The sequence below is a fragment of the Ruegeria marina genome (assembly GCF_900101475.1).
GTDB classification, from domain to species: domain Bacteria; phylum Pseudomonadota; class Alphaproteobacteria; order Rhodobacterales; family Rhodobacteraceae; genus Ruegeria_B; species Ruegeria_B marina.
In genome coordinates, this window is the sequence record NZ_FMZV01000005.1 from 79,170 (window position 1) to 92,043 (window position 12,874).

The following is a 12,874-nucleotide window of genomic DNA, read 5'->3' on the forward strand; positions in this document are numbered from 1 at the left end:
TGCTCAGGTGATCTGGTTGAGCAGGATGAAGATGAGCGCAGACATCAGCGCCGCCGCTGGAACGGTGACGATCCAGGCCGCAACGACTGTCATGAAATGCGACCGGCGCACCAGCTTGCGCCGGCGGCGCTCTTCCTGCGGCAGGCGGAGCTCGGCCGGGCGGCGGTCTCGCAATGCGCGCAGCCGCTTTTCCGAATGCCACTCGCGATAGAACCCGACCCCGAACACGCCGCCAACGGCGATATGGGTGGAACTGACCGGCAGACCCAGCCAACTGGCGACGATTACCGTGATCGCGGCCGACAGCGCCACGCAATAAGCGCGCATCGGGTTCAGCTTGGTGATCTGGCTGCCCACCATGCGGATCAGTTTGGGACCGAACAGGAACAGGCCGAAAGACAGCCCGAATGCGCCGATCACCATCACCCAGGAAGGGATAGCCACCTTGGCGGCAAAGCTGCCGGCAGACGTCACATGCACGATGGCGGCGAGCGGTCCGACGGCATTGGCCACGTCATTGGCGCCATGGGCAAAGCTCAGAAGGGCGGCGGACAACACCAGCGGCAGGCCGAACAGCGCCTTGACCGAACGGGTGCGGTTCTCCATGCCTTCGGATTTGCGCCGCACCCAGGGCACGGTCACGGCCCAGATGACCAGGGCCGTGCCCAGCCCGATCAGCAGGGCCATCTGCAGGTCGATCTTGACCAGCTTTTTGACCCCCTTGACCGCCAGGTAAGTGGCAAAGGTTCCGGCCATGATCGCCACCAGGATCGGCACCCATTTGCGTGCTGCCGCGATCTTGTCCGGCTGGTACTGGATACGGTGCTTGATCAGGGCCAGGAACATCGCAGCAATGCCGCCCCCCAGCACGGGCGAGATGATCCAGCTGGCGACGATCGCGCTCATGGTCGACCAGTCCACCGCCGAGAGGCCGGCCGCCGCCACGCCCGCGCCCATCACGCCGCCGACCACCGAATGGGTGGTCGAGACCGGCGCGCCGATCCAGGTGGCGAGGTTCACCCACAAGGCCGAGGAAATCAGCGCTGCCATCATCGCCCAGACAAAGACCTGCGCATCCTCGACCGAATGCGGGTCGATGATCCCCTTGGAGATGGTGGATACCACGTCCCCGCCCGCCAGCAGCGCACCTGCGGTTTCGGCCACGGCGGCAATGGCGATCGCCGCCCCCATGCTCAACGCGCCCGCACCTACCGCCGGCCCCATGTTGTTGGCGACGTCGTTGGCGCCGATGTTGATTGCCATGTAGGCGCCGAACGCTGCCGCCGCGACCACGACGAACCCGCCGGGCGCATGGCCAAAGGCCACCATGGCCGCCAATGCGGCAACGACGATGAAAGCCAGCGCGATGCCGGGGGCAACGAGCGGACGGGTCACGTAGTTCGCCGCCACTTCGATCCGGGAAATCCGGTTCAGGTCGGCGTCGAGCCTGCCCCACTGGGGTCTTGCGGTGGGTTCGGTCATCTGCGTCATCCGGCCTGGGAATGTCGCAGGATGCCATAGACCGCCTGAGGTTTCAGCGCAACCAGGCTGTCATTAAAGTGTAATCGGACTGTTACAATTGCCGCAGCAATTCCTGCAACTGCGGCTCCTGAACCATGTTTGCTGCCTCCAGCGGCGCGACCCAGCGCAGGGTGCGCTGGCCTGCTTCGGGGAATTCATCGGACTGTTCCGCGACATCCACCCGATAGACATAGGTTTCCACCGGCTCGACCGTGCCGTTCTTGCGCCGCTTGCCATAGCCGAACACGCCGACCGGCTCGTCCGTCACCTCGGCACGCGAGACGCCCGCCTCTTCCCAGGCTTCGTGGAGCGCGGTTTCGGCCCCGCTCATGCCTTCGATCGGCCAGCCCTTCGGAACGATCCAGCGCCCGGTGTCCAGGCTGGTGATCAGCAGAACCTCTTGTCCCTGCGCGACAGGGCGCAGGCACAGCGCCGCAACTTGTGCCCTCTTGGGGCGCCTCAGGATGGGGCTTACCAATTCTGCCCATGCGCGACTGACCTTGGTTCTCATGCTCTCCACCTCCGATTGGGTTGACGTTTGTTTTTTTGTGTCGCGTGGAAATATGTTCATGAAATATTCTTTTTGCGCCGGGATTCAACTGTTTTTCCCGTCTGTCGGTGTCCTGGGTTCACCCGCTTGCACAGGCCACACGCATCGCGCATCCTGAAACCGCAGCAGAGCGAGACCGGAGGAAGGATGGGGCAACCACGGATCGGACTATACGGTTTGGGCACCATGGGGAGTGCTCTGGCGCTAAATTTCGCCGGCCGTGGGATCGACATAGCCGTCGCCAATCGCGAAGCCGAATGGCTCGCGCCCTTCCTTGACCGGGCCGGGCCTTTGGCGGACCGGATCACCGGTTGTGCAGACCCCGCCGCGTTGGTCCTGTCTTTGCCGAGGCCGCGGCTGATCCTCCTCATGATCCCCTCGGGCGCGCCGGTCGATGCGATGATCGACACATTCCTGCCGCTTCTCTCACCGGGCGATACCCTGATCGACGCCGGCAATTCCGATTTTCACGATACCCGCCGCCGGACAGCCGCCCTGACCGGGCAGGGGATCGGCTTCGTTGGCCTTGGCGTCTCGGGCGGCGAGGAAGGCGCACGCAACGGGCCATCGATGATGCTGGGCGGTTCGCGGGATAGCTGGAGCCTGCTTCGCCCCCTCCTCGAACCCATCGCCGCGCGGTTCCAGGGTGATCCATGTGTCGCTCACATGGGGCCGGATGGCGCGGGGCATTTCGTCAAGACCGTGCACAACGGCATCGAATATGCCGACATGCAGATGATTGCCGAGGTCTACGGTCTCATGCGGGACGGCGCCGGCTGGGGCGCCGCCCGCATCGGCGCGCTGTTTGCCGAGTGGGACAAGGGCCCGCTCAGGTCCTTCCTCGTGGAAACGACCGCCCGGGTTCTGGCTGCGGTCGATCCCGAAACCGGGCAGCCGATGGTCGACCTGATCCGGGATCGGGCCGGGCAGAAAGGCACCGGGCGATGGACCGTGATCGAGGCGCTGCGCCTTGGCCAATCCGCTTCGGTGATCGAGGCTGCCGTGGCCGCGCGCGGCTGGTCCGGCCTGCCGCGCCTGTCTGGCGCCAAGCCTGCCGGGCAGAGGCAGTTTCAGCCGGAACAGCTTGAAAACGCGTTGCAGGCGGGCCGCCTGATCGCCCATCTGCAAGGGTTCGGGATAATGCGCGCCGCCGCCGAGGAATACGGCTGGCCGCTCGATCTGGCCCGCGTCGCCGAAATCTGGCGCGCGGGTTGCATCATCCGCTCTGACCTGCTCGACCGCCTCGCGCCGATCCTGCGTGGCGCGGGCGACGGGCCAATCTACCTGGCCCCCGAGGCCGCCGATCTGTTGTCCTCGGTTCTGCCTGCGCTGCGTGCCTCCGTTTCGCAGGCGGTCGCAACGGCCCTGCCGGTTCCGGCGCTCTCCGCCGCGCTGGCCTGGGCCGACAGCCTGGCGCAGCCGCGCGGCACGGCGAACCTGATCCAGGCCCAGCGTGACGCCTTTGGCCGCCACGGCTTCGAACGCATCGACAGGCCCGGCGAGGCGCATTTCGACTGGTGACCGGCCCGGCTTGCGGAACGCCCCGACAGCAGAATGCGCTTCACCCGGTTCCGGCGGCATCAAGAAAGTTGACACAACAATAAATCTTTGGACTTACTGGCTGATCCGCAAGCGTTTTTCGCCTTGTATCCGGCGGATCGCGCTCTCTGCGGCAAGGTAATTTTTAATACCGGTTTCCCCGAGGGAGAACTCAATGACCAACAAACTGATTGCAGAAGTTTTCGGAACCTTCTGGCTGGTGCTCGGCGGCTGCGGCAGCGCCGTGCTCGCGGCCGGGGTCGCAGACGTCGGGATCGGCTGGGCAGGCGTCAGCCTGGCCTTCGGCCTCACCGTCCTGACCATGGCCTATGCCGTGGGACATATCTCGGGCGGCCATTTCAACCCGGCGGTGTCGCTGGGCCTTATGGTGGCGGGCCGCTTCGATGGCAAACTGCTCCTGCCCTACTGGGCGGCGCAGGTTGTCGGCGCGATACTCGCTGCCCTGGTGCTCTATATCATCGTCTCCGGCGGTGCCGGTTTTGCGGGCGTCGGCGGCTTTGCCTCCAACGGCTATGGCGCGGCCTCGCCCCAGGGCTACTCGATGATCTCGGGCCTGGTGACCGAGGTGGTGCTCACTGCCTTCTTCCTGATCATCATTCTCGGCGCCACGTCCAAGGGCGCCCCGGCGGGTTTCGCGCCCATAGCCATCGGCCTCGGTCTGACGCTCATTCACCTGGTGTCGATCCCGGTGACCAATACCTCGGTCAACCCCGCCCGCTCGACCGGCGTGGCGCTGTTCGCCGACGGTCCGGCGCTGGCGCAGCTCTGGCTGTTCTGGGTCGCGCCCCTGATCGGCGGGGCGCTCGGCGCGATCCTGTGGAAGGTCATCGCCGGCAGCAAGGCCGACTGATACCCGTGCTGATGAACACCGGTTCCCGCCGCGCCCCCGAATGCGCGGCGGGCATCGAACACGCCCATTGCATCCCCCGTCCCGATCGGCAAGCTGGCAGACGAGGGAGAGTGACATGACCGAGCAGCTTGCAGGCGATTACGACTACATCATCGTGGGGGGTGGCACCGCCGGCTGCGTGCTGGCCAACCGGCTCAGCGCCGACCCAAAGACGCGCGTCCTGCTGCTCGAGGCGGGCGGCAAGGGCCATTACCACTGGGTGCATATCCCGGTGGGTTACCTCTATTGCATCGGCAATCCGCGCGTCGACTGGATGATGAAGACCGCCGCCGAACCCGGCCTGAACGGTCGCAGCCTGGTCTATCCGCGTGGCAAGGTTCTGGGCGGCTGCACCTCGATCAACGGCATGATCTACATGCGCGGGCAGGCCGCCGACTACGACGGCTGGCGGCAGATGGGCAATACCGGCTGGGGCTGGGACGACGTTCTGCCCTGGTTCCGCCGCTCCGAGGATCACCACAAGGGCGAGAGTGACCTGCACGGGGCAGGGGGCGAGTGGAAGGTCACCACCCAGCGCCTGAGTTGGGAGATCCTGCGTGCCTTTCAACAGGGCGCGCGCGAATTCGGATACGAGCCCACCGAGGATTTCAACAGCGGCACCAACGAGGGATCGGGCTTTTTCGAGGTCAACCAGAGAAAGGGCGTGCGCTGGAACACCACCAAGGCCTTCCTGCGCCCGGCGATGAACAGGTCCAACCTGCGGGTGCTGACCCGGGCCGAAACGCAGCGGTTGATCCTCGACGGCAAGCGTGTCACCGGCGTCGCCTTCCGCCACAACGGGGCGGACCATACCGCCATCGCGCGGGCCGAGGTGCTGCTCGCCGCGGGCGCCATCAACTCGCCCAAGCTGATGGAGCTTTCGGGCATCGGCCAGCCCGACCGCCTTTCGGCGCTGGGCATTGCCCCGGTGCACGACCTGCCCGGCGTGGGCGAGAACCTGCAAGATCACTTGCAGATCCGCACCGTGTTCAAGGTGTCGAACACGCCCACCCTGAACGAGACGGCCAATTCGCTCACCGGCCGCATCGGTATCGCGCTGAAATATGCGCTGACCCGCTCGGGGCCGCTCAGCATGGCGCCCAGCCAGTTCGGCATGTTCACGAAATCCGATCCCAGCCTGGAAACCCCCGACCTGGAATACCATGTGCAGCCGCTCTCCACCGACCGGCTGGGCGACCCGCTGCACCCCTTCCCGGCCATCACCGTCTCGGTCTGCAACCTGCGCCCCGAAAGCGTCGGCGATTGCCACATCACCACCGCGGACACCGGGCAACAGCCGCATATCCGGCTCAACTACCTCAGCGCCCCGCGCGACCAGCAGGTCGCCGTCGCCGCCATCAAGCAGGCCCGCCGGATCATGACGGCAAAGGCGCTCGCGCCCTACAGGCCGCAGGAATTCCTGCCCGGCCCGCATATCGCCAGCGATGCCGATCTGCTGCGTGAGGCCGGCAATATCGCCACCACGATCTTTCACCCGGTGGGCACCTGCAAGATGGGCCGGGACCCGATGGCGGTGGTCGCCCCTGACCTGCGGGTGCACGGTCTCTCCGGGCTGCGGGTGATCGACGCCTCGATCATGCCCAGGATCGTCAGCGGCAACACCGCCTCGCCCGTGATCATGATCGCCGAAAAAGCCGCCGACATGATCCGCAGCGGCACCTGACAGCCCGTCATTCCTGCTTCTTTCTGGTCCGAAATACTCCGGGGGTGAGGCCCGTCAGGGCCGAGGGGGCAGCGCCCCCTTGCTCCGCCCGGTTCAGCGCTCCGGCCGATAGGCCTGCGCGATCATCGCCTGTTCACGCTGCGCCACATAGGCGGTGCGGAACCGGGGCGCAAAGAACGCGACAAAGGCGCGGACCTCGGGGCGGCGATAGGCGTCCGGGCCGATCACCAGCCACGAAGTGCTGTCGGTGTCCGGAACCGGATCAAAACAGCGCACCAGCGTCGGGTAATCGGTGGCATACAAGATCGCCACCGGACCGATGCCCAGGCCCGCCTCGATGCTGGCGGTCACCGATTCCGGCTCGCCGCAGCGCGCCACGATCTGCTCGGGCGAAATCCGTTCCATCAGCCAGCTGTTCAGCCGCATGGCCCCCGGCATGGGGTCGTAGATGACAAAGGTATGACCGGCGAAATCATCGGGCCCCGTCGGTACCCCATGGCGCGCGGCATAGTCGCGCGATGCGTAAAGGGCCGATTTGACGTCGGTGAGCTTTGAACAGATCAGCCGCTCGTTGGTGATCTGGGGCGTGATACGGATGGCGATGTCGGCCTCTCCCGCCGCCAGATCGAGTATGTCATAAGTCGAGATCAATTCGAAACGGATCTCGGGGTGCCCGTCACGGAAATCTGACAGGATCTTGGTGAAAATCGGCGAGAAATTCCGGTTGGGGGCGGTAATCCGGATCGGCCGGGCGTTGGACTTGCGCGCCTTGGTCGCGGCCTCCTCCAGGTTTCTGGCCGAGGCTTCCAGCATCTCCGCCTGCGGCAGCAGGTCCCGCGCCACTAGAGTCGGGCGGAACCCGCGGGTATCGCGCTCGAACAGCGTCAGCCCCAACTGATGCTCCAGCGTCTCGATCTGGCGGGCGACGGTCGGCTGCGACACCCCCAGCACTCTCGACGCGGCCAGTGTCGATCCCTCGCGGTAGACTGCCAGAAAGACGCGAATGTCCGACCAGTTCAACGACCACCTCTTCATTTCCGAAGAACCGCGCAACGCCGTCGTGTATACCATGCCGCTTGCGCGCCACCTAATGTTCTTTGTGTGATGCCCAAGCAAGGGGAGGCCGGGATGGCCATGCAGGACAGCTTTCCGACCCGCTTCAAAATCATGTGCGCGTTTCTGGCGCGGCCGCTGTCCTGGCGCCGCTCCCAGGCGGCCCCACTGCCCGAGACCGAGACCAAGGACGACCGCGCGCGCCGCGCCTTCCCGCGGGAAATCTTCGAACTCTGCCCCGAGGCCCTTGCGTCGGAGTACGGCCTGCACGATGCAATCGTGGGCTTGTCCGGCCGCTACTGACCTCGGGCCCGACTAAGAGGCGCCGCCCCGCGGCTTGGCCCTGAGCGTCGGATCGGCGGCGCGCGGGTCCTCGGGCCAGGGGTGTTTTGGATATTGCGCCCGCATGTCCTTGCGCACATCCGCATAGGAGCCGTCCCAGAATCCCGGCAGGTCGCGGGTGATCTGGATGGGGCGCTGGGCAGGGGACAGGAGCGTGATCTTCAGCGGCACGCCCGCCACCATCGGGTGCTGAGTCACCCCGAACATCTCTTGCAGGCGGACCGAGATTTCCGGCACCTCATGTTCATAGTCGATCGGCACCTTGCGCCCCAGGGGCGTGACGAATGCTCCTGGCGCGCGCGCCTCCAGTTCCTGGCTCTGTCCCCAGTCGAGCCGCGCCTTCAGCGCTGGCAGCAGATCGAAGCGTTTCCAGTCCTCGGCGCTGCGTACCCCGGTCAGCATCGGCAACAGCCAGTCCTCCAGACTGGCCATCAGCCCGGCTTGCGAGAAATCCGGCAGGTCCGCGCCCCCGGCGCGGACCAGTTCCACCCGCCGCGCCAGCCGGGCCGCGGCCCCCTCCGGCCGCAGACCGAGGTCGCGCACGCCGTCCAGCATCGCGCGGGCCACGGCCTCGGAGGGGACGTCCTTCCAGAGGCGGTCGCTCAGCGTGATCGCGCCCAGCCGCTCCTGCTGCCGTGCGATCACCCGGCGTTCGCGCCGCGACCACTCGCAAGTATCGACCAGGGTGATCTGGTCGCCGAACAGTGTCCGCAACTCGGCCTCGCCGATCCGCGCGGCCATGCGGATACGCGCCTCGCGCGGGTCGCCATCGGTGTCGATGGCCACCAGATAGGGCGCGCCGGCCAGTGTCTCGCCGAGGTCCAGCGCCGCGCCCTTGCCGCCCGACAGGACGAAGCGGGGCGCCTCACCCTTGCGGCGCTGGCCGATCCGGTCGGGATAGGCAAGCGCGGCCATCGCCGCCGGGCTCATCGCCTCGGGCGATGTCTCTGCCTGCCGCTCCAGCCGTTTGGCCTCGCCCCGGATGCGGTCGATCACCGCCATGTTCATCTCATAAGGCCGCTCGCGCCGGAACCGCGCCGGGTCGCGCAGGGCGTCCAGCCGCAACTCCAGATCGGCGGGCGCACCGCGCAGCGGGTCGCGCTCGGCCATCAGCGCCGCCAGCGGCGCCGCCTGCCGCCCGGCCATGGCCAGCATGTGGCCGAGCCGCGGATGCAACGGCAGCGATGCCAGTACGCGGCCGTGCTCGGTGATCCGCCCGCGTCCGTCGAGCGCGCCCAGCATGGCCAACAACGCCCGCGCCTCGGCCAGCGCGCCCTCGGGGGGCTGGGTCAGAAACGGCAGATCCTCGGGCTCGGCCCCCCAGAGCGCCAGTTCCAGCGCAAGGCCGGCCAGATCCGCCGCCTCGATCTCGGCCGGCGGAAACCCGGCCAGCGCCCCTTCCTCGCCGCGCGTCCAGAGCCGGTAACAGACGCCCTCGGTCACTCGCCCCGCGCGCCCCGCGCGTTGGGTCGCCTCGGCCCGCGTCACCCGTTCAGTGACCAGCCGCGACATCCCCGAGCCGGGATCGAACCGCGCCCGCCGTGCCTGACCCATGTCCACGACGACCCGGACGTCGGGAATGGTCAGCGAAGTTTCGGCGATCGAGGTCGCCAGCACCACCTTGCGCCCCTTTGCGACAGGGGCCAGCGCCGCGCCTTGCGCGCCGAAGGGCATGGCCCCGAACAGCGGCCTGATCGCGCAGTCCTTTGGCAGGCGCGCGGACAGCAGCGCCTCGGCGCGCCGGATCTCCCCCTCGCCGGGCAGGAACACCAGCAGCCCGCCGTGGCTGCCACGGGTGTCCGCCTCGGCCTGTACGACGAGATCGGCCAGCGCCTCCACCCGTCGCACGCGCGGATCCAGCGGACGGTCCAGCCAGCGGGTCTCGACCGGAAAGGCGCGTCCCTCGGATGTCACCAGCGGCGCCTCCATCAACTCCGCCACCGGGGCCGCATCCAGCGTTGCCGACATCGCCAGCAGGATCAGCTCCTCGCGCAGCGCGCCCGCAACTTCCAGGCAGAGCGCCAGACCCAGATCGGCATTCAGCGAGCGTTCGTGGAATTCGTCGAAGATCACCGCACCGACGCCGGGCAGATCGGGATCCGATTGCAGCATCCGGGTCAGGATGCCTTCGGTAACCACCTCGATCCGGGTCGATTTCGAAATCCTGGCCTCGCCCCTGATCCGATAGCCCACGGTCTGGCCCAACGGCTCGCCCAGGGTTTCGGCCATCCGTTCCGCCGCCGCCCGCGCCGCAAGCCGGCGCGGCTCGAGCATCACGATCCGTCCGGGCGTCAGCCCGGCCTCCAATATGGCCAGCGGCACCCGCGTGGTCTTGCCCGCCCCCGGTGGGGCTTGCAGGACCGCACGTCCCCGCAGGCGCAGGGCGGAAAGCAGATCGGGCAGGGCGTCTTCGATGGGCAGGCGGGTCATGTCCATCTTATCGCCACAGTACGGGACAAAGGTCTAGGCCCCAATCCGGAATTGCGGCCCCGTCGCCATCCGGGTTCGAGCCACTGGCGCCACGGATGGCGACCCGCCGGAGTATTTCCAACCAGAAAGAAGCAGAAGCGTTCGGGCTTCTTTCTGGTGAAAAATACTCCCGCCGGAGGCGGCCGCGCTCTGGGGCGATTGACTGCGATGGGGTCCCCGGCGCAGGGACAATCCGGCGCATCCGGACGACAGGCTCTGGACAAACACCGGCCCGCTCCGCCATTCAGGGCAAAATTCGCGAGGATCGGCATGGATATCACACAGCTTGGCGACAGGATACTCTCGGGCGATCGCCGGGCGCTGGCGCGGGCGATCACGCTGGTGGAAAGCCGGCGCGCCGACCATCGGGTCGACGCCACCGAACTGCTGGAGCGGCTGGCGCGCGCAGGGCGGCAGGCGCTCCGGATCGGACTTTCGGGCACGCCGGGGGTTGGCAAGTCCACCTTCATCGAAAGCTTCGGCATGATGCTGGTGGGGCAGGGCTTGCGCGTCGCGGTCCTCGCGGTTGATCCCAGCTCGGCTCGCTCCGGCGGCTCGATCCTGGGCGACAAGACCCGGATGGAGCGTCTCTCGCGCGAGTCCAATGCCTTTATCCGTCCCTCCCCCAGCCAGAGCCACCTGGGTGGCGTCGCGCGGCGCACCCGCGAGGCGGTTGCGCTGTGCGAGGCGGCGGGGTTCGATGTCGTGCTGATCGAGACCGTGGGCGTCGGCCAGTCAGAAACCGTGGTCTCGGAACTGTCCGACCTGTTCCTGCTGCTGCTGGCGCCCGCGGGCGGCGACGAGTTGCAGGGGGTCAAGCGCGGCATCATGGAGATGGCCGACATCATTCTGGTCAACAAGGCCGACGGCCCGCTGAAACCGGTCGCCACCCGGACCTGTGCCGATTATGCCGGCGCGCTGCGCCTGCTGCGCAAGCGGCCGCAGGATCCGGAGCATTTCCCGAAGGCTCTCACCGTCTCGGCGGTCGAGGAACACGGGCTGGCCGAGGCCTGGGCCGAGATGCAGGCGCTGGTCGAATGGCGCAAGGCGCAGGGGCATTGGCAGGACAACCGGGCCGCGCAGGCCCGGTTCTGGTTCGGGCAGGAGGTGCGCCACGCCCTGCTGGCCCGGCTGGAAACGCCGCAGGCGCGGGCCGAGATGGACCGGCTGGCCACCGCTGCAGCCGTGGGTGATATGACCCCGGCCAGCGCCGCCGAGCAGATGCTGGCCTATCTGAAGGTGAATTGATGGGCTTGGCCTGCCAAGAACACCGTGGCCCGGAACATGCCGGACCCGGGGCCCTCGGGGGCGGTCGCAGCGAAGGCAAAGAATCCGCGCCAGCCGTCTTGACCCCCCGCGCGATTCCCACTACACGCATCCAACCAGTTTTCGGGCGCGACTTCGGGTTGCGCCCCTTGTGATTTGGCAGGCGCCTTTCGTCTGCCACCAGATACGAAGGAAGAGACCATGTCGCGCCGTTGCGAACTGACCGGAAAAGGCCCGATGACTGGCAACAATGTCAGCCATGCAAACAACAAGACCCGCCGTCGTTTTCTGCCCAACCTGAACGACGTGACGCTGCAGTCGGAAACCCTGGGCCGCGGCGTCAAGCTGCGCATCTCGGCGGCTGCCCTGCGCTCGGTCGACCACCGCGGCGGTCTGGACGCCTTCCTGGCCAAGGCCAAGGACGAGGACCTGTCCGACAACGCCCTGAAGGTCAAGAAAGAGATCGCCAAGGCACAAGCCTCGGCCTGATCGACCCCAGGACACTGGATCGCAGAAAACCCCGTACCAACCGGTGCGGGGTTTTCCGCGTGTTGGGCGCGGGCAAAGCGTCCGCCTGTCGCAGCGGCCCGATGCCGCCTTGTGTTCCCCCTCGCGAACGCGCTAGCAGAACGGCAATGATGATCCGTCTGCGCATCTCCCTAGCCGTGATCCTGGCTGCGCTGCTGGCGCTGACCGGGCAGGGGCTGGCCAATTCCCGCGGCATGAATGCCGCAGTGGGGCAGATGGAGATCTGCACCGGCTCCGGCCCGGTGATCCTCTATATGGGCGAAGACGGGCAGCCCACGGCCCGGCCGCATTACTGTCCCGATTTCGCCTTGGCCCTGCTGGGGGCGTTGACGCCTGACGTCATGGCTCTGCCAGTCCTGCCCGAGCGCGCCGCATCGCAGCCCGACCGCACCCGGGCCAGCCTGATTTCCGCCACGCTCTCGGCCGTTCCGGCCCGCGCGCCGCCTGTCCCGGTCTGATCCGACCCAAATCAGACCAATCAGGACATGACCAAGGAGAGAGACCCATGTCGTTCAAATCCGCACTGCTGGCCGCCGCCGCATCCCTGAGCCTTGCCACCGCCGCGCTGGCCGGGGACATCATCATCGACGACGCCTATGCCCGCTCGGCCGGCGCCCATGCCAAGGCGGGCGCCGCCTTCATGGTGATCCACAATTCCGGCGATACCGACGACCGGCTGATGGATGTCCGCTCGGACGTGTCGGCCCGGGTGGAACTGCACACCCACAAGATCAACGATCAGGGTGTCGCCCAGATGATGCACGTCCCCGAAGGCTTCGTGATCCCTGCCGGTGGCATGCATGCGCTGGCGCGCGGCGGCGATCACGTGATGTTCATGGGCATCAAGGCGCCCTTTGAGCAGGGGGCGATGGTGCCGCTGACGCTGCTGTTCGAAAAGGCCGGCGAGATCGAGATCGAGGTCCCCGTCGACCTGGAGCGCCAGGATGGCGGCCACGGCCACATGAAAAAGAACTGAACGCGCAGGCACGCCTGTCTTCAGGCTGCGCTGCAG

General features: G+C 67.1%; 12 protein-coding genes. 8 read left to right on the forward strand and 4 right to left on the reverse strand.

Translation table 11 applies throughout. The annotated features are described in order from the left end of the window. Positions 1-3 precede the first annotated feature (3 nt). Complete coding sequence (locus BLT75_RS08770; RefSeq protein ID WP_093030501.1) at positions 4-1,482, reverse strand: inorganic phosphate transporter; 1,479 nt, start codon at positions 1,480-1,482, stop codon at positions 4-6. A gap of 91 nt (positions 1,483-1,573) precedes the next feature. Continuing rightward, on the reverse strand, positions 1,574-2,032 hold the full coding sequence (locus tag BLT75_RS08775) for an NUDIX hydrolase (RefSeq protein WP_093029872.1): 459 nt from the start codon (positions 2,030-2,032) through the stop codon (positions 1,574-1,576). A 186-nt stretch (positions 2,033-2,218) separates the two neighbouring features. Between BLT75_RS08775 and gndA the strand changes: the two genes are divergently transcribed. From gndA to BLT75_RS08790, 3 genes are all read left to right on the forward strand, one after another. Next, on the forward strand, positions 2,219-3,592 hold the full coding sequence (gene gndA / locus BLT75_RS08780; RefSeq protein ID WP_093029874.1) for an NADP-dependent phosphogluconate dehydrogenase: 1,374 nt from the start codon (positions 2,219-2,221) through the stop codon (positions 3,590-3,592). A 193-nt stretch (positions 3,593-3,785) separates the two neighbouring features. Beyond that, positions 3,786-4,481, forward strand: a complete 696-nt coding sequence (aqpZ, locus tag BLT75_RS08785; RefSeq protein ID WP_093029876.1) for an aquaporin Z — start codon at positions 3,786-3,788, stop codon at positions 4,479-4,481. Between the two features lie 115 nt (positions 4,482-4,596). After that, the gene (locus tag BLT75_RS08790; RefSeq protein ID WP_093029878.1) at positions 4,597-6,204 is read left to right on the forward strand and encodes a GMC family oxidoreductase; all 1,608 of its coding nucleotides are present in this window, start codon (positions 4,597-4,599) and stop codon (positions 6,202-6,204) included. Positions 6,205-6,297: 93 nt separating this feature from the next. On the opposite strand, the gene BLT75_RS08795 is transcribed toward BLT75_RS08790, so the two are convergent. Continuing rightward, entirely contained in the window at positions 6,298-7,275 is a 978-nt protein-coding gene (locus BLT75_RS08795; RefSeq protein WP_093029880.1) for a LysR family transcriptional regulator, read from the reverse strand. Between the two features lie 57 nt (positions 7,276-7,332). Here BLT75_RS08795 and BLT75_RS08800 point away from each other — a divergent pair, with 57 nt between their 5' ends. Beyond that, on the forward strand, positions 7,333-7,560 hold the full coding sequence (locus BLT75_RS08800) for a hypothetical protein (RefSeq protein ID WP_143028535.1): 228 nt from the start codon (positions 7,333-7,335) through the stop codon (positions 7,558-7,560). 12 nt (positions 7,561-7,572) lie between these two features. Here the strand turns inward: BLT75_RS08800 and hrpB are convergent, their stop codons facing one another. Then, positions 7,573-10,029 carry an ATP-dependent helicase HrpB gene (gene hrpB, locus BLT75_RS08805; protein WP_093030504.1) on the reverse strand — a complete coding sequence of 819 codons (2,457 nt, stop codon included), beginning with the start codon at positions 10,027-10,029 and terminating at the stop codon, positions 7,573-7,575. Between the two features lie 309 nt (positions 10,030-10,338). On the opposite strand from hrpB, the gene meaB reads away from it, so the two are divergent. From meaB to BLT75_RS08825, 4 genes are all read left to right on the forward strand, one after another. Further along, on the forward strand, positions 10,339-11,316 hold the full coding sequence (gene meaB / locus BLT75_RS08810) for a methylmalonyl Co-A mutase-associated GTPase MeaB (protein WP_093029884.1): 978 nt from the start codon (positions 10,339-10,341) through the stop codon (positions 11,314-11,316). A gap of 219 nt (positions 11,317-11,535) precedes the next feature. Continuing rightward, positions 11,536-11,823, forward strand: coding sequence for a 50S ribosomal protein L28 (rpmB, locus tag BLT75_RS08815; protein WP_093029886.1), 288 nt, complete (start codon positions 11,536-11,538; stop codon positions 11,821-11,823). Between the two features lie 146 nt (positions 11,824-11,969). After that, positions 11,970-12,320: a hypothetical protein gene (locus tag BLT75_RS08820; RefSeq protein ID WP_093029888.1), complete on the forward strand. Its 351-nt coding sequence runs from the start codon at positions 11,970-11,972 to the stop codon at positions 12,318-12,320. A 47-nt stretch (positions 12,321-12,367) separates the two neighbouring features. Continuing rightward, positions 12,368-12,838: a copper chaperone PCu(A)C gene (locus BLT75_RS08825; RefSeq protein ID WP_093029890.1), complete on the forward strand. Its 471-nt coding sequence runs from the start codon at positions 12,368-12,370 to the stop codon at positions 12,836-12,838. The last annotated feature ends 36 nt before the right edge of the window (positions 12,839-12,874 follow it).